Annotated in this window: 17 protein-coding genes and 1 tRNA gene; 7 read left to right on the top strand and 11 right to left on the bottom strand. The window is 63.0% G+C overall.

Annotated features, from left to right (window positions below; translation table 11 throughout):
- Nucleotides 1-173 precede the first annotated feature (173 nt).
- The 3 genes from AAF563_20125 (at nt 174) to AAF563_20115 (ending at nt 3,113) form a co-directional block, all read left to right on the top strand.
- Entirely contained in the window at nt 174-770 is a 597-nt protein-coding gene (locus AAF563_20125) for a YceI family protein (protein ID MEM7123593.1), read from the top strand.
- 128 nt (nt 771-898) lie between these two features.
- Nucleotides 899-2,113 (top strand): cytochrome b/b6 domain-containing protein, encoded by a 1,215-nt coding sequence (locus AAF563_20120; GenBank protein MEM7123592.1) that lies wholly within the window; start codon nt 899-901, stop codon nt 2,111-2,113.
- A gap of 100 nt (nt 2,114-2,213) precedes the next feature.
- On the top strand, nt 2,214-3,113 hold the full coding sequence (locus AAF563_20115) for an MBL fold metallo-hydrolase (protein MEM7123591.1): 900 nt from the start codon (nt 2,214-2,216) through the stop codon (nt 3,111-3,113).
- On the opposite strand, the gene AAF563_20110 is transcribed toward AAF563_20115, so the two are convergent.
- From AAF563_20110 to AAF563_20080, 7 genes are read right to left on the bottom strand one after another with little or no spacing between them, the layout of a single operon-like run.
- On the bottom strand, nt 3,098-4,186 hold the full coding sequence (locus tag AAF563_20110) for a phosphotransferase (GenBank protein MEM7123590.1): 1,089 nt from the start codon (nt 4,184-4,186) through the stop codon (nt 3,098-3,100). The genes AAF563_20115 and AAF563_20110 overlap by 16 nt on opposite strands.
- Entirely contained in the window at nt 4,123-5,040 is a 918-nt protein-coding gene (locus tag AAF563_20105) for a 3-hydroxyacyl-CoA dehydrogenase NAD-binding domain-containing protein (GenBank protein MEM7123589.1), read from the bottom strand. The genes AAF563_20110 and AAF563_20105 overlap by 64 nt, the downstream gene beginning before the upstream one ends.
- 31 nt (nt 5,041-5,071) lie before the next feature.
- On the bottom strand, nt 5,072-6,559 hold the full coding sequence (gene glpK, locus AAF563_20100) for a glycerol kinase GlpK (GenBank protein MEM7123588.1): 1,488 nt from the start codon (nt 6,557-6,559) through the stop codon (nt 5,072-5,074).
- The gene (rfaD, locus tag AAF563_20095; GenBank protein MEM7123587.1) at nt 6,556-7,539 is read right to left on the bottom strand and encodes an ADP-glyceromanno-heptose 6-epimerase; all 984 of its coding nucleotides are present in this window, start codon (nt 7,537-7,539) and stop codon (nt 6,556-6,558) included. The genes glpK and rfaD overlap by 4 nt, the downstream gene beginning before the upstream one ends.
- Entirely contained in the window at nt 7,536-8,129 is a 594-nt protein-coding gene (locus AAF563_20090) for an SIS domain-containing protein (GenBank protein MEM7123586.1), read from the bottom strand. Before AAF563_20090 ends, rfaD begins: the two co-directional genes overlap by 4 nt.
- A 52-nt stretch (nt 8,130-8,181) precedes the next feature.
- Nucleotides 8,182-8,847, bottom strand: coding sequence for an HAD-IIIA family hydrolase (locus tag AAF563_20085; GenBank protein MEM7123585.1), 666 nt, complete (start codon nt 8,845-8,847; stop codon nt 8,182-8,184).
- Nucleotides 8,828-9,556, bottom strand: coding sequence for a metallophosphoesterase family protein (locus AAF563_20080; protein ID MEM7123584.1), 729 nt, complete (start codon nt 9,554-9,556; stop codon nt 8,828-8,830). Before AAF563_20080 ends, AAF563_20085 begins: the two co-directional genes overlap by 20 nt.
- 230 nt (nt 9,557-9,786) lie before the next feature.
- Between AAF563_20080 and gmd the strand changes: the two genes are divergently transcribed.
- Nucleotides 9,787-10,848, top strand: a complete 1,062-nt coding sequence (gene gmd, locus AAF563_20075) for a GDP-mannose 4,6-dehydratase (GenBank protein ID MEM7123583.1) — start codon at nt 9,787-9,789, stop codon at nt 10,846-10,848.
- Nucleotides 10,841-11,776: a GDP-L-fucose synthase gene (locus AAF563_20070; GenBank protein ID MEM7123582.1), complete on the top strand. Its 936-nt coding sequence runs from the start codon at nt 10,841-10,843 to the stop codon at nt 11,774-11,776. The genes gmd and AAF563_20070 overlap by 8 nt, the downstream gene beginning before the upstream one ends.
- 103 nt (nt 11,777-11,879) lie before the next feature.
- Here AAF563_20070 and AAF563_20065 read toward each other — a convergent pair whose 3' ends face one another.
- The gene (locus AAF563_20065; protein MEM7123581.1) at nt 11,880-12,293 is read right to left on the bottom strand and encodes a hypothetical protein; all 414 of its coding nucleotides are present in this window, start codon (nt 12,291-12,293) and stop codon (nt 11,880-11,882) included.
- Between the two features lie 518 nt (nt 12,294-12,811).
- On the opposite strand from AAF563_20065, the gene AAF563_20060 reads away from it, so the two are divergent.
- Nucleotides 12,812-13,957 carry an oxygenase MpaB family protein gene (locus tag AAF563_20060; GenBank protein MEM7123580.1) on the top strand — a complete coding sequence of 382 codons (1,146 nt, stop codon included), beginning with the start codon at nt 12,812-12,814 and terminating at the stop codon, nt 13,955-13,957.
- Nucleotides 13,958-14,009: 52 nt separating this feature from the next.
- Here the strand turns inward: AAF563_20060 and AAF563_20055 are convergent, their stop codons facing one another.
- Complete coding sequence (locus AAF563_20055; GenBank protein ID MEM7123579.1) at nt 14,010-14,621, bottom strand: hypothetical protein; 612 nt, start codon at nt 14,619-14,621, stop codon at nt 14,010-14,012.
- Between the two features lie 131 nt (nt 14,622-14,752).
- Nucleotides 14,753-14,827: transfer RNA gene (locus AAF563_20050), tRNA-Thr, on the bottom strand.
- 137 nt (nt 14,828-14,964) lie between these two features.
- Here AAF563_20050 and AAF563_20045 point away from each other — a divergent pair.
- Nucleotides 14,965-16,650 carry a thiamine pyrophosphate-binding protein gene (locus tag AAF563_20045; GenBank protein MEM7123578.1) on the top strand — a complete coding sequence of 562 codons (1,686 nt, stop codon included), beginning with the start codon at nt 14,965-14,967 and terminating at the stop codon, nt 16,648-16,650.
- On the opposite strand, the gene AAF563_20040 is transcribed toward AAF563_20045, so the two are convergent.
- A complete protein-coding gene (locus AAF563_20040) occupies nt 16,647-17,099 on the bottom strand; it encodes a YdeI/OmpD-associated family protein (GenBank protein ID MEM7123577.1) in 453 nt (150 codons plus the stop codon). The genes AAF563_20045 and AAF563_20040 overlap by 4 nt on opposite strands.
- Between the last annotated feature and the right edge of the window lie 12 nt (nt 17,100-17,111).

Below are 17,111 nucleotides of genomic sequence, written 5' to 3'. Positions count from 1 at the left end.
GCTTGGTGATCAACGGTCTTCGCATTCGCTCCAAACAGGAGGAGTGGAACGCACCACGCAAACCGTTCGCGAAGAGGTGCCGATACCGGCGCGACGCCGAGCGCTGAATTGCCTGGGTGGCGAAGAACGTCATCGGTGCGTAGCAGATCAACGTTTGAAATTGGGAGGTTAGAATGAAGGTATCTCGAGATTTGGGTCTTGCGGCCCTTTCGTTCGTCGTTGCTTTTCCGGCGGTATCGGCGTTGGCCGAACAAACCTATGAAGCAGATCCCGGCCACACGGAAGTTCGTTTCGGCTGGAGCCATGTCGGCGTCTCGAACCAGCACGGCGAGTTTACGACCGTCGACGCGACAGTCGTTCTCGATCCCGACGATGTCGAGGCGTCCAGTGTCTCCGTGACGATTGACGCGTCGAGCGTCTCGACCGGCGTTACCGACCTTGACGACCATCTTCGCAGCGGCGATTTCCTGGGGGTCGACACCTATCCGGAGATCACGTTCGAAAGCACGAAGATCACGCAGACCAGCGAGAACACAGCCGATGTGGAGGGCAACCTGACCATCCACGGCGTGACCAAGCCGGTAACTTTGACAACCACACTCACACATCTGGGCGCGCATCCGCTTGGCGAATTCATGGACTACTACGGTGGTGAGTGGATCGCCTTCAGTGCCGTGACAGAGATCGACCACATGGAGTTCGGGGTTGGCGAGTTCTCGACCGGTCCGATCTCCATCTGGATTGATACCGAAATGAAGGCAAGCAACTGATCACCGTCGCGTTGCCGTTCGCTTCGCAACGTGTATACGTGTAGAGATCGCCGACACCTCTGATCGAGGTGTCGGCGTCCGGCCGTATCGCCATGCTCGGCCGCCGTTTTTCGATGGCAGGTGACGCCATGATGCTGAACAACACGAGAGCTTCCTACGGTCTCGTCGCGCAGCTCCTTCACTGGTCGATTGCCGTTCTGATCCTGGCGCTCATTCCACTTGGTCTGCTCATGCAGGAGCTGCCTGAAGACTCGGTAGCACAAGCAGACAGGAAGCTCATTGTCTATTCTCTGCACAAGACGGTAGGGATCACTCTGTTCGTCCTCGCCGTGATCCGGGTGATCTGGGCCAGCGTTCAGCCGCACCCGCGCCTGCTCAACGCCGACAAGAAGCTAGAGGCCTTTGCCGCCCAAACCGTCCATTGGATCCTGTACGGCGCCATCATCGTCATGCCCGTTACAGGCTGGCTGTACCACGCGGCGACCGAAGGCCTTGCGCCCATCTGGTGGCCATTCTCACAAGACCTGCCCTTCATTCCCAAGGATCCGGATCTCGCATCCTTCTTTGGCGTCGCCCACACCTGCACCGTGATCCTGTTGGGCCTCGCGCTCGTGCTGCATATCGGCGGCGCGTTGAAGCACGCCGTTGTCGATCGCGACGGCACACTGCGGCGCATGATCCCCGGCATGTACAAAGCCAGTGCCGAAGACATTCCGGAAACACCGGTTGCGCGGCGTCCCGCGTTGCTGGCGGCGTTGTCGTTCCTGGTTCTCGCTGCCGCTGTTGTTCTTGTCTACGAAATCGGTGAACGCAGCACGGATTCGGTGGTGGCCGACATCGGTCAAGTTGACGCCGCGGAGACGGGGTGGATCGTCGACATGCAATCGAGCCAGATCAACATCCGGCCCACGATGCAGGGATCGCCGCTGAACGGGACGTTCGGGAACTGGGACGCGGCGATCACGTTTGACCCGGACGATCTCGAGGCTGCGAACGTCGTCGTCACGATCGATATCGGCAGTCTCACCATCGGCAGCGTGACCGAGCAGGCGATTTCGCCGGACTACCTGAACGCGGCCGGACACCCCTTTGCCACCTTCACATCCGACGACTTCGTCAAGACCGGCGAGAACGCTTTTGAGGCGCGCGGTTTGCTGTCACTCGCGGGACAAGAGCAGCCATTGACATTGCCCTTTTCCTTGGAGATCCGAGATGGGCGCGCCTTTGCCGAGGGTGTGACGACAACCGACAGGCTGGCCTTCGGCATCGGTCCCAGCGGCGGCATGGTGGGACCCGATGTCGAGATCGAGATCATCCTGGAGGCGACGAAGTCGGGGGAATGACGATCCAACGGTGCTCGCCGGTTAGGTTCGCCACTGGGGTTTGACGAGAAGCCGCCGTCGCGGGATGGCGAAGCCGGGCTCAGGCGACTAGTCTCTTCCCATGTCGACCATACCGTTTGTCCATGAAGAGACCGTCACCTATCGCGCGGTGACGTCGTGCTCGCCCCAGATACGCCGCGTCGTCGCCGACAACGCCTCGGCCTTCACCTATCACGGCACCGGCACCTACATCATTGGCCGCGGCGAGGTCGCCGTCGTCGACGCTGGACCCGCCGATCCCAAGCACATTGATGCCGTTTTGACGGCGCTCGACGGCGAGACCGTTACCCACCAGCTGGTCACCCACACCCATATGGACCATTCGCCGGGGGCGGCGCTCTTGAAACAGGCGACGGGCGCCGAGACCTGGGCCTTCGGCCCGCACGGTTCCGGGCGGCCGGAACCCGGCATCGTCATTGAGGAAGGCGCCGATCACGACTTCGCCCCGGACCATAAGGTCCGCCATGGCGATGTCATCGAAGGCGCCGGCTGGTCGACTGAGGCCGTCTTCACGCCGGGCCACACGTCGAACCACATGAGCTTCTGTCTACGCGAGGAAAGCGCGCTGTTTTGCGGCGACCACGTGATGGGCTGGTCAACCACCGTCGTCTCGCCGCCGGACGGCGACATGGCGGCTTACATGAAGAGCCTGGATCTGCTGCTAAGCCGCGACGATCGGGTCTATTACCCGACCCACGGACCCGCCATCACCGACCCTGAGACCCATGTCCGGGCCCTGATCGATCATCGCCAGGCGCGCGAGGCCCAGATCATAGCGCAGATCGAGGCGGGCACCCACACCATCGCCGACATGGTGGAGGCCATGTACGCCGATGTGCATCCACGCCTACATCCGGCCGCGCGACGTTCCGTGCTGGCCCACCTGATCCACATGGCCGAGACTGGACGCGTGGTGACCGACGGTCCGCCGGAGGAGACGTCGGTCTACAGACTTCCCTGAACAGCACAGATTGTGCGGTCGATCGTGGCGATGGCGTCGTCGAGCACGGCTTGGCTTACGGCCGGGCGGCCCGCGAAGTCGATCCAGGCGGTCAGATCGACTAGACGCGACAACGCCTGCCAGTCATCGGGCAGGCTGCTGTCGATGGTCCGGTAGCCCCGCTCCAGAGACACCAGAAACGATGGACGCCCATCCAGTGGAGGGCGAGTCAGGTTGCCGAGATCGAAGAACGGCGAACCGGCAAAGGCAAACTCCCAGTCCAGTATGGCAGCAACGTCGAACGTACCGTCCGTCTGCTTGATCAGGATGTTCGAACCACCGAAATCCGCATGGGTCAGGCATGCCGGCCCTTGCCAGTGGTCCAGCCTGCCCGCGTGTCGTTCGACATAGGCCATGAGTTCGCGGCATCGGGCCTTCCCCAGACGTTTTCCAACCAACTCGTCGGCCAGATTTGCGGCGCAAAAGGCGATCAGGCCCGCGCCCCCGGGCGAAAAGGCTTCGACGACCTTGAGATCGCCATCGAGGAATCCAGATTGGCCGAAGCGCACGCCATGCATCGTCGCCAGCAGTCGACCGAGTGTCTCGCCGAGGGCATCGAGCTCGGATTGCTCAAGTTGCGGCAACATACTGTCCAGCGTGACGCCGTCGATCCAGCGCAACAGGGCGAACGGCGCCCCCAGCCGCTCGGGATCGGGCTCGACATGCAGATAGTCGGCGAGAGGAACCCGTCCATCCAAACGTGCCGCGATCGCTGCTTCCTTCATCATCTGCCCGGGATCGCGCTGGTATAGACGCAAGACCAGATCGCCGGGTTCGCCGGCAAACGATAGATGAAGGTTTGTGTTGGCCAAGCCACCGGATAACGGCGTGACCGAACGCAGCCGCGCGCCGGGAACAATCGCGGCGATGGCGTCGGCAAGCCGGGCGTCATCCACCTCCAGCGCAGGCGTACCGCGCTGCCAGGACTGCCTTAGCGCGTGGTCGCCGTCGTCCGACAAAGCAGGCGGTGTCAGTCGGATTTCGGTGACGGCTGAAAGGCCTTGAGCATCGCCACCAAATTGGCGTCGCGCCATGCCTCCAACGTCTCGACCGATGCGTCGCCGACCATGGCATCGACCGAGGCAATCAGCGCCTGTTTGTCTTCCTCTTTGCCGGTCCAGCCGAAGTGGTCGATCATGTGGCGCACACCGCCCTTGCCGCCGCCCAGGTGATAACACATGACCGGGCCGGCAAAAGCCCAGCGCATGCCGGGACCGTAGCTCATCGCCGTATCGATATCCTCGAAGTCGCATATGCCCTGGGCGACCAGGCTTGATGCTTCCTCGAAGATGACATGCTGCAGCCGGTTGGCGACGTAGGCTTCGATCTCCTTCTTCAGCGTCATCGCCTTCTTGCCGACGGCCTCATAGAACGCATGCGACCAGGTCAGCACCTCCGGCGCCGTCTTTTCACCGCCGACCACTTCAACCAGCGGAACCAGATAAGACGGTACGAAAGGGTGGCCGATGATAGCCCGCTCGGGGCGCCCGCACTTTGACTGCAGGCTGGTCGGCAGGAAGGCAGAGCTGGAGCTGGCGATCACCGTGTCGGCGGGCGCGGCGGCATCGATTTCGGCGAACAGGTCGATCTTGAGCTGTTCGCGGTCGGGCGCGCTTTCCTGGATGAACTCGGCATCGGCGACGGCTTTGGCGAGATCCGGCTCGAAAGAAAGCCTCTCGCGGCTAGCGCCCGGCTTCAGGCCGAGTTCCTCCAGATAAGGCCAGGCCTGATCGACGTTGACGCGCGCCTTGGCTTCAGCGTCCGGCGCCGGATCGGTCATGGTGACGTCCCTGCCCTGGGCCAGGAACCAGGCGGCCCAGCCGCTGCCGATGGTGCCGGAACCGACGCAGGTGATTTTGGTGACGTTCTCCGGGGCTGGACGGGTCATGGCCGCACTCTCCTGTTGATGTTCTTGGTGATCATTTGGTCAGCACACGTTCGACGGCACGCTGCCAGCCGTCGTAGAGCCGGTCGCGTTCGTCGGGGTCAAGCTTGGGCTCATAACGGGCATCGCGCTGCCAACGCCCGGCAATGTCATCGAGCGACGCAAACATGCCGCACTGCAGTCCCGCCAGATAGGACGCGCCCAGCACCGTCGTCTCGGGAATTGTCGGGCGTTCAACCGGCAGGTCGAGCATGTCAGCCAGGTTCTGCATCAGCCAGTCGTTCGCCGTCATGCCGCCGTCGACACGCAGCGCCGCCGGCGCCGCGCCGTCGGCCGCCATCGCGCCCATCAAGTCGCGGGTCTGGTAACACACCGCATCAAGCGCGGCGCGCACGATGTGCGCCATGCTGGCATCGCGCGTCAGGCCCAAGAGCGCGCCGCGCGCATCCGCATCCCAGAACGGCGCGCCCAGGCCGGTGAACGCGGGCACCAGATAGACACCGCCGCTATTCTCGACCGATGCGGCAATCGCGGCCGTCTCGTTGGCGTCCTTGAACAGGCCGACCTTGTCGCGCATCCACTGCACCGCCGCGCCGGCCGTAAAGATACTGCCTTCCAGCGCATAGGTGGCCTTGCCCGCCAGCCGATAGGCAACGGTGGTCAACAGCCGGTTCTGCGAGGTCATGACCTCCGTGCCGGTATTGGCGAGGACAAAACAGCCGGTGCCATAGGTGCTCTTGACCATGCCCGGCTCGAAGCATGCCTGACCGACGGTTGCGGCCTGCTGGTCACCGGCCACACCGCCAATGCCGATGGCACCGCCCAGAAGATCGGGGAGCGACGTACCGAAGTCGTCGGCTGAGTCCTTGACCTCCGGCAACATGGCGCGCGGCACGCCGATGAGCTCAAGCAGCTCGTCATCCCATGCCTGTTCGTGAATGTTGAACAGCATGGTGCGCGAGGCGTTGGTCGCGTCGGTTGCGTGCACCGCGCCGCCAGTCAGCCGCCAAATGAGGAAGCAGTCGACGGTGCCGAACGCCAGATCGCCCCGTTCGCCTGCTTCGCGCGCGCCCGGCACGTTATCCAGGATCCACGCGATTTTGGTTCCGGAGAAGTAAGGGTCGATGACCAGGCCCGTCTTGTCGTTAACAAGCGGGCTGTGGCCGGCTTCGTGCAGCGCCGCACAGCGATCGGCCGTGCGCCGGTCCTGCCAGACGATGGCGTTATGGATCGCCTTGCCGGACTTACGATCCCACACCAGCGTCGTCTCACGCTGGTTGGTGATACCGATGGTCGCAACCTGCGCGGCGTCGACATTTGCGCGTTCCAATGCCTGGCGCGAAACAGCCGTGACCGATTGCCAGAGGTCGCTGGGATCATGTTCAACCCAGCCGTCGGCGGGAAAGTACTGGGGAAACTCGATCTGCGACATGGTGACGGGGCTGGCGTCGGCATCGAACAAGACCGCGCGCGAACTGGTCGTGCCCTGATCGATGCCAAGAATGTAGCTCTTTTCCGTCATCGGTAAGCACCGTCGGCGGCTAGATAGTTTTTGACGTAATCGCCAACACCTTCTTCAAGACTGGTGAACGGCTTGGTGTAGCCGGCATCGCGCAGCTTCGTCATGTCAGCCTCGGTCGCGTATTGATAGCAACCGCGCAGGATATCAGGCATCTCGATGAACTCGATCCGGGGCTCGTGCCCGATCGCGGCAAACATGGCATGCGCTAAATCCAGCCATGTGCGCGCCTGGCCGGTTCCGACGTTAAAGAGGCCGCTGACATCGGAGTGCTTAAGCAACCACGCGACGACATCGACACAATCGGCGACATGGATGAAGTCGCGGGTCTGACCGCCATCGGGATAGTCGTCACGATAAGATTTGAAGAGCCGCATTGGACCGCCCGCCGCCAGATCCGGATAGGCCTTGACGATGACGCTGCGCTGGTCGCCCTTGTGGTACTCGTTCGGGCCATAGACGTTGAAGAAACGCAGACCGGCCCATTGCGGCGGCGTCTTGCGGCCCATGCCGACTTCGCGCATGACCAACTGGTCGAACAACAACTTGCTGGCGCCATAGGGCGTGATCGCCCGGAGCCGCTCTAGCGCGCCCGTCGATTCGTCGTCGACAAAGCCCTGCTCGCCGTCGCCATAAACCTGGGCCGACGAGGCGTAGATCAACGGGACGTCATGGTCGGCGCACCAGTCCCACAGGAAAAGCGACAACCACACATTGGAGCGCAGGATCAGATCGACGTCGGTTTCCGTCGTCGACGACACCGCGCCCATATGGATGATCGCCTCGAGGTCGCCGCGGCCCTTCAGCCACGACACGATCTGGTCGGGCTCAACGATCTCTGCGACATTGTGCTTGGCGATGTTGGCGCGCCGGTGGTCGTCATTGACCGAATCGGCGACCGCGATCGGGCTGTTGGTCGTCGCCGTGAGGTCCGCGACAATGTTCGAGCCGATGAAACCGGCACCGCCCGTCACCAGGATCACGAGTGCGGGTCCTCGGCCAAGCCAAGTTCGATCTCCAGCGCACCACACAGCATCTGGCCCAGCATGATGTGCATCTCCTGTACGCGCGCTGTGACCGTCGACGGCACCATCAGCAGAGGATCGGCCAGGCCGACCAATTCACCACCGCCACCACCTGTAAGAGCGGCCGCGGTCAACCCCATGTCCTGGGCTTGGCGCAGTGCCAGTTTGATGTTGGCGCTGCGGCCTGACGTCGAGATACCGATGGCGACGTCGCCGGCGCGGCCAAGCGCTTCGATCTGGCGGGCGAACAGGTATTCGAAACCCAGGTCGTTGCCGATTGCGGTCAACGCGGAGGTGTCAGTCGTCAGCGCGATCGCGGCGATGGCCGTGCGGTTGTCGACGTAACGAACGGTCAATTCGGTCGCCAGGTGCTGGGCGTCGGCCGCGCTGCCGCCATTGCCGAAGAAGAGCAGCTTGCCATCGGCCTTGATGCTGGCAACGGCGATATCGACCAGACGCCGGAACGGCGCGGCTAGTTCGGCGCCGGTCGCCGCGGCGACCTCCTTGTGCTGCGCCAGCTCGGCGTCGAAAAACCGCTCGATGTCCATGAACCGCTGTCCCTTCCCGGTGCTTCCCGCATAGACCCCGGAAGGGAGCCGGTCAAGCCGATGCGCCCAACCAAGCGATGTGCTCGTCGGCCTCATCCAGGCGTTCGATCCGCCGCGCCTGAAACTGGTCACCGGCCAGGGACAGGGCGCGTTCGGCCTCGCCCTCGTCATACCCTTCGCCCAGCAGCAGGCCGCCCGCCAGACCAGCCCGGCTGGCGGCCATGAGATCCGTCGCGCGGTCACCGATGATCCACGATCGCGCGAGGTCGGCGCCCAAAAGGTCCGCCGTCATCAACAGCATGCCGGGATTGGGTTTGCGTGCGGGGTGATCGGCGGAGTCAAAGGGCGGACGGGCGTCGGCGTGGAACGGGCAAGCGAAGACCGCCTGCACCGCCGCCTTGTCGTCACCCAACTGCCGCGCGATCTCGTCCTCGACCGCCGCCAGATCGGACCAGCCATAAAGGCCGCGCCCGACACCGGATTGATTGGTGACGACGACGACGCCCGCGCCAGCCTGCGATGCCCGTGTGATCAAGCCGACGACACCATCAATCAGCCGAACGTCGCCCGGACGATGCAGATAGGTCACTTCCTCGACAATGACACCGTCACGGTCCAGAAACAGGACAGGCCGATCGCGCAGGCCGCCGGCCTCAACGCGCAGATCGCGCCAGATGCCATCGTCGCAGACGCGCGTGTCAGCCGGTTTGCAGGACATCCCGCTCCTCGCCCCATAGCGCCAGGCAGGTCAGGACGCCGGTAAAGACCGCGCCGGTATCGATGCCGATGCGGTTGGGCCGGAACTCCGGCTCCAGGCGAATGGAGTGACCGTGCACCACCATCTTGCCAAACGCTTGCGGGCTTTCCAGGAACGCCTCGCGGATCCAGATCAGGTCCTCGGGCCGCTGATCGTCCAGCGCGACGCCGGGCCTGACCCCGGCGTGGGCAAAGAAGTAGTCGCCTTCGCTGTGGCTCAGCACCAGGTTCTCCAGGAACTGGCGGTGGCTGGTCGGCAGATTCCTCACGAACTGGTTTTGCAGGAAGCCCAGCACATCCTCTTGCGCCGCCGGCGGGCTCTGACAATCGACGCCGTAACTGAGCAGCGTCGTATCGCCGCCGAAACCCATCCATCCTGGACCGACGGAGCTGTCGGTGAGGAACCTCATCATGGCGTCTTCGTGGTTGCCTTTCAGGAAGACGCACTCGAAGTCGGGCAGCGGTGCCTTGATCAGCATATCGATGACGCCGCGCGAATCCTGGCCGCGATCGACATAGTCTCCCAGATAGACGGCGACCTTGCGCGAAACCCCCAGCGTGGCCGCATGATCGAGGATCCGGCCATGCAGGGTGTCCAGGAGGTCCGGACAGCCGTGAATGTCCCCGATCGCGTAGATCGCCGTATCAGCGGGCGCGGCGGTCGGCTCCACGGCCTTGTTTGACGATCGAAACAAGGTTCGCAGCATAGCAGGGGGAGATATAGGTCCTGCGGCGCCGACGAGCAATCGGCCCCCTCCGTGGTGGGTAGACGCGCCTCACCATGGGCCTGCCCGCAATCGCCGGCGCTTTCTCCCGGTGACCGCTTGACAAGGGCGGGGAAACAGCGTTCATCGGCCTCGCAAGGGGACCCCGTATCGGGAATGCCGGGAGACATGTGACCATGGCCGAAGCCGAGCGTAGACGCCGCGCTCTTATCACCGGGATTACGGGCCAGGACGGCTCATACCTCAGCGAATTGCTGATCGCCAAGGGTTATGACGTCCACGGCATCATCCGCCGCGCCAGCATGTTCAATACCGGCCGTATCGAGCACCTTTACCGCGACCCCCACGACCCGGAAGCGCGCCTGTTCGGCCATTACGGCGACATGACCGACGGCACCGCGCTGCGCCGGATCATCGAGGCGGTGGAGCCGGACGAGATCTACAACCTCGCCGCCCAATCCCATGTCCGCGTCTCGTTCGACGAGCCCGAATACACCGCCGACGTGGTCGCCATGGGTGCGTTGCGGCTGTTGGAATGCCTGCGCGATTATGTCGCGCGCACCGGCCGCGATGTCCGCATGTACCAGGCGGGATCATCGGAAATGTTTGGCGACGCGCCGCCGCGCCAGAATGAAGCAACACCGTTCCAGCCGCGCAGTCCCTACGCCACCGCCAAGGTGGCGGCGCATGAGCACGCGCGGAACTATCGCGAGGCCTATGGCCTGTTCGTCGCCAACGGCATTTTGTTCAACCACGAGTCACCCAGGCGCGGCGAGACCTTCGTCACCCGCAAGATCACGCGTGCCGTCGGGCGCATTCGCGAAGGCCTTCAGGACAAGCTTTACCTCGGCAATCTGGATGCCCGGCGCGACTGGGGTTTCGCCGGCGATTATGTCGATGCCATGTGGCGCATGCTGCAGCACAACACGCCGGACGACTTTGTCGTCGCGACCGGTCAGTCCCATTCAGTGCGCGACTTTCTGGAAGCCGCTTTCGAGCAGTCCGGCCTCAATTGGCAGGATCATGTCGAATTCGACGAGCGTTATCTGCGCCCTACCGAAGTCGATCATCTGGAAGGCGACGCTGCCAAGGCCACGGAAAAGCTGGGCTGGACCGCGACGACCGACTTCAACGCCCTGGTCGCCATGATGGCCGAGGCCGACCACGAACTGGCACGACGCGAACGCACCCTGGTCGACGCCGGCCTCGGCGAGGGCCTGACCGCCCTTCATGGATAAGGACGCCCGTATCTACGTCGCCGGCCATCGCGGCATGGTCGGCCAGGCGATCGTGCGCCGCCTCGAGGCCGAAGGTTATGCCGCACCGATCACCCGGACCCATGGCGAACTCGATCTGACCGATCAGGCGGCGGTCAGAGCGTTCTTCGAGGCCGAACGGCCGAGCCACGTGTTTCTGGCCGCCGCCAAGGTCGGCGGCATCCTGGCCAATGACAGCTATCCCGCCGATTTCATCCGCGACAACCTGGCGATCCAGACCAACGTGATTGACGCGGCCTGGCGCAGCGGCGCCCAAAAATTGCTGTTCCTCGGCTCGTCCTGCATCTATCCGCGCGACGCTGCCCAGCCGATCCGCGAGGACTATCTCCTGACCGGCCCCCTGGAGCCGACCAACCAGTGGTACGCCATCGCCAAGATCGCCGGTATCAAGATGTGCCAGGCCTATCGCCAGCAGCATGGCTTCAACGCCATCTGCACCCAGCCGACCAACGTGTTCGGCCCGGGCGATAACTATGATCCGGAAACCAGCCACGTGTTGGCGGCCCTGATCCGCAAGTTCCACGAAGCCGTCCGGCGCGGCGACGAGACAGTGACGGTTTGGGGTACCGGCCGGCCGCAGCGTGAGTTCATCCACGTCGACGACTTGGCCGATGCCTGTCTTTTCCTGATGAAGACCTACGACGAGCCCGACATCATCAACATTGGCACCGGCAAGGATATCTCGATCGCCGATCTCGCCGCGTTGATCGGCGAGATCGCGGGGTTCAAGGGAACAATCGTCTACGACAGCGACAAGCCAGACGGCACGCCCCGGAAGCTGCTCGACGTCGGACGTCTGAGCGCCCTTGGCTGGCAGGCGCAGATACCGCTCAAGGCCGGCATCGCGCGCACCTACGAAGAAGCCGCCGCCCTGCTGGACGACGGCTAGTACGGGAGCGGGCTCGTGATGTCAGCTATCGCGAACACCTTAGAGCAGATCGCCTTCTATCTAATTTGCTTGCGATCCGCTCTCGTGCCCGCGTGACCATCGCTTACTTGTCGTGGTTACCGCGGTTGTTGACCGGCGCGACCGTTTCGGCGTCACGCGAGAAATCCGTGGCCGGCGGGGTCATCTCCTGGCGCAAGGCCGACAGATGCAGGTCGATGCCCAGGAGTTGCTGATTGGTGACGGCGATATCCGTCCGCAACTCGCCTATCGAACTGGTTATGTCATCGTCGATGCCGGCGACCTCGCTGACCACAGCAACGCGGTTGGCGACCATCTCTTCCTGAAGTACAATTAACGACGAATCAAGAACGGTAAGATCAGTTCTTAAGTCTTTGATGGAGCCAATCATGACAACCATGAGTATTGTCATGGCAGCGCCAAATATACCGATAAGATAAGGTGTCGAACTGCGCTCCGGTTTCTTGCCCGGCTTTGCCGGTGCTGACTGGTTTGTCATGTCTGTTCATCCCGGAAATTTTTCTTAGATTACGTCAAATACCGGACAGCGTAAACGTCACCCCCTGTGACAGCGATCACGCCGCCCCCGAAAGGGCTAACTCTTTGGTATAGGGCGAACTCTACGGTTGGGGAAGTCCGCTGGCAGCCGGCCACGCGGCGGCGGAGGATGGTGCCGAAGGGGAGAATCGAGCACCCGATCTATCGATGACGATTCACCTGCGATGGCCCTGGGCTAATTCGGCAAACCGATGTGTTGATGAGCGCACATGCCGCCAATGCCCCTGTCGTTCATCATTCCCGGTCACCATTGGCAGGCAAAGGCCGGCACGCAGCACAAAGGGCCGGGCTTGAGCATGACGCCCGCATGTGGGACATCGCCTGTCGCGGGGTGTGGTGGGTCCGCTCTGGTTCCCAGCCCTTCCGCGCGAAGCACGTTCTGGATTCTCATCGATGATGCAGCACCTACCAACGGCCGAGACACTCGATCAGCTGGAGCATGTGTGGCCGGTCGACTCGATGGCCGATGCGCTGATCACCCGTATCTTCGAGACCCACAGCCTGCGAGCGGTGAGCCACATCCTTCAGGCATGTGCGGGGTACAGCGACATCACGCGCCTGTCGGCGGAGACGTGCGATCTGCCCGCACCCCTTCTGGCCGAGCTTCATGCTTACTTCGAGAACGCCAACGCCGCGCAACTTCCGTCCTGGGCAGACACCGCGCGAATTGACGACGCAGCCGACGTGTTTCGGGAGCACCAGTTCACGACCTATATCGTCATGGCCGGCGCGACCCTGCCAGAGTGCTACATCAGCCGGGACATCGCTTCCATCCTGGGTGTGACTCACCGTATGGACGACGATGCGCATCGCCGCATCATCGAAACGCTGCAGTTCTTCATATTGATCATGACGCCCGGGAGTCTTACCGGCACCGAACGGCCGGGCGTGCTGGATATTCACAAGATCAGGCTAATGCACGCGGCGATCCGACACCTCATCCGTCAACGGCAGGCAGCGGACGCGTCAGCGTCCCACCACCAACTCGCCAAGCGCCTGATATCCGGGCGCTATGGCGAGACCAGCCCCATCAACCAGTGTGTCATGGCCCTGACGCTGCAGACCTTTTCTTACGTGATCATACGCGGCTTGACGCAACTGGGCGTCGACCTCACGAAACAACAGCAAGACGACTACATTCACACGTGGAGCGTGGTGGGGCACCTTCTGGGCATTGACGATGATCTACTGCCCAACGATGTCGATCAGGCGCGCGACCTATTTACGCTTCTGAAGCAGCGCCAGAGGGCGCAGACCGCGCACGGCAGCCAGCTGGAGCGGTCCCTGCTGCGCTTTACCGAAAGCCTGTTGCCCTGGTACCTGCGCACCATTCCCCGGCAAATCACATTCGATCTGATGGGCGAGGACGACTGCGCGTTCTTGGGATTGGGAACGGCCAGTCGAATAGCCCGGCTCTGGAATGTGCTTCCCCTCCAAATGGCCCATCTGCTTAATCGTCGGTATCGCTTGCCGATCGCGGGACAGTCACGCCATCCCCATGCCTGCGAGTATGTTGCGCGCCATCTGCTGTCCAAACTCGCAGCTCTCCCGTCGAGCGAGAACGGACGCGCCTTCGAGCTGCCCGATCATTTGAGAACATTCTGAAGGGCTGGTCCGCTGTGGCGGACCGTTGCCGCGCTTCGTGCCCTCAGCCGACTCAGCCCAAGACAACAAGTCCAATACCGGCAAGAAACAAGACCACCGGCAAGGCCCGGTGCCGCCCCATACGCTGAAGCGCCTGCAACACCAGCAGGCCGGCATAAATCGTGACGATGTATATCGGCACGACCTGGATCGACGTGAGATGCCAGAGGTCGGGCGGATTGTAGTAGGCGTAGTACTGCCGGAGTGTGACCAGGAAATAGAGATTGCCGGCCACTTCCCACACCAAGGGCGCTTCCAGGCCGAGGATCAAAGCCTTGCCAAATGTGCTTCGCAAAAGCGGTGGCAAACGATGGTCCTGGACTCGCTGGATGAGATAAACGTGGCAGCCAAAGGCTGGCCAAATCAAGATGCCTAAAGCGGAAACGCTTCGATCATGCAGCGGCAGAACGCGGTACTCCCATAGCAACGCGCCGACCAACCACTGGTAGACCGCATTGACAACAATCTCCGAGAGGATCGCCAGAAGGAATACGGCCGCAGCAGTCAACGCGAGGTCGTAGTACCGAATGGGCCGACCCGGGCCGAGCAGGCGATGATAGACGCCATAGGAGACGGTCACGAGAAGCGCCGAGAAACCGACACCTGCCAAGATGGACGCTACCATAGTCGAACGGTTCCTGCGGTCTTCCGAGCGTGGTCTCTATCTCGATCTGTCAGCAGGCTGGATCCGGCTGTCTAGCACAACACGGCGCCGAGGACTTTTGAGGCGCGGCATCTTTTCACGGGGTCGAAGAATGGTGCCGAAGGGGAGATTCGAACTCCCGACCTACTGATTACGAATCAGTTGCTCTACCACTGAGCTACTTCGGCGAACCCGTGCGTTGATGGGCGCGGAAGCTAGTGTTTCGCTTCCCGGGCGTCAATGGGGCGGTGAAACGTCTCGGCGGGTGCCCCCGGCGGACGGTCTGCTCTAGGCTTGCGTCCCACAACCGGTCGGAGAGGGAACGATGGAAAACAAGAGCCCGTGGCAGGCGATCGCCGAGGCGCTGGCCGCCGAAGGGGTCGAGCGGCTCTACGGCATGCCCGGCAACCCCCTGCATCTGGTCGCCGATATTGCCGAGCATACGGGCATAGACATCGTCCTGACCCGCCACGAGCACTCCGGCGTCGCCTGCGCCTTTGCCGCCGCGCGCCTGACCGGCCGCCCGGAGATCTGCTTTGGCAACCCGGGGCCCGGCATCACCAACCTGGCGACGGGCCTTTTGGAAGCCCATTCGGCGTCGCTGCCGGTGATCGCGCTTGCCAACGGCGTACCGCTGGGAAGTGACGGCCAGGGCGCGTTCCAGGAGCTTGACGCCATCGCGCATTTGAAGCCGGTGACCAAGTGGGCGGTGCGCATCACAGATCCCCTAACGACCCCTTGGGTTATCGCGCGCGCCTTCGACGTCGCGGTGAACGGCAGGCCCGGGCCGGTGTTCATCGAGGTGCCGTCGGATATCGGCCTCAAACCCGTTGCCATGCCGGCCTATCAGAAGGCGCTCGGCCGCCACCTGAGCCGACCCGACGGGTCGGACGTCGCGGCTGCGGCCTCGGTGCTCGCCGAAGCGAAGCGCCCGCTGATCTGGTGCGGCAGCGGCGCGGTATCGTCGGGCGCCTTCGATCAGGTCCAAACGCTTGCCGAGACCCTGGGCGCGCCCGTCATGACGACGCCGGGCGGACGCGGCATCATCGCCGAGGACCATCCCCTGTCGCTCGGCCAGACCGGCCTTTACTTCACGGAGGCCGGCAAGGCCTATCACGACAACGCCGATCTCTTCTTCACCATCGGCACGCGGCTTGAGGATTTTTCGACCGGCGGCTGGCGCTACTGGCCGGACGGCGTCCAACACATCCAGCTCGACATCGCGCCGGAGGCGATCGCGCTCAACAAACGCCCGGACATCGCGCTTGCCGGTGACGCGGCGCTTGGCCTGGCGGACATCCTGGCCGCCCTACCGTCAATCGATCGAGACCGACGCGAGGCCCGCGTCACGGCGGTCGAGACGTCGCGCGCTACCTATCTGGCAGAGACCGAAGCGGACAGCGCAGAACCGAGAACGCCGATCCGCACACGGCAAGTCATGCAGGCGCTGAATCGGGTCTTTGGCAAGGAGACCGTCATCGTGCACGAGAACGGCGGCGCGGACCTGTGGTCCTACTACTGGCCCTACTACAAGGTCCTCGATGCCGGCTGTTCGATCCCCATGGGCGAGCAGACGGCCATGGGCATGGGCGTGATCGGGACCATCGGCGCCAAGCTCTCAGCCCCCGACAAGAACATCGTCTGCGTCACCGGCGACGGCGCCATGCAGATGGCGATGATGGAGCTTGCCACCGCCGCCGAACAGAAGCTTGGCGTGACCTGGGTCGTCCTAAACAACAAGGCCTTCGGCTGGCCGCAGTATTCCCAGGTGCTGACCGGTAAACAGGAGGTCGCGACCAACTTCCTGGTCGGCGCCGACCTCACGGCGATCGCGGCGGCCCAGGGCTGCGAAAGCGAACATGTCGAGGACCCCGGCGATGTCGAGCCGGCGCTTCAACGCGCGGTTGCGGCAAACAAGAAGGGTGTTCCCTTTCTCCTCGACATCACCATCGAGAAGCACGATTACCCGCCCCACTTCGTCGCGCACCACAAGGCGACGCGCGGCGGTTAGCTGCTCTCCTGAAGCTTCGCGATCGTGCGATCGACGCGCGCGGCTCTGGTCGCGTCTTTCTTGGCGTCGAAGATATGTTCGGAGATCATCCGGCGGTCAGACGCGTTCATTCTGGCCCAGCGGTCTGCCAACTTGTTTTCCGCCAACGCCGCTTCCAGTGCTGGCGGCGTCTGCGGTGCATCCGAGACCGTCACATCAACCTCGTCGCCCTCGTCCACCCTCAGCCGGCCGCATTGCGGTTTGGTCAGTTCCATGAACCAGCGCTGTCCGTCGCCCCAAGGTTTGATTGAGCGACGACCAATCGCGATGGCGTTGACCGAGACCTCGACAACAAATGTCGCGGCGGCCCCCAACGAAGAGACGACATCCGCCGGCACCATCAGATAGATCGGCAGGTCCGGTTGATGGCGTTCCAGCTTCGCGCGAAAGCCATGTTCGGAATTACCCACGACCTGCCTTTC

It is taken from the genome of Pseudomonadota bacterium, assembly GCA_039028155.1.
Taxonomy (GTDB): Bacteria; Pseudomonadota; Alphaproteobacteria; order SP197; family SP197; genus JANQGO01.
The sequence above is the reverse complement of the archived record's forward strand: the minus strand, read 5'-3'. Positions and strand labels throughout refer to the sequence as shown.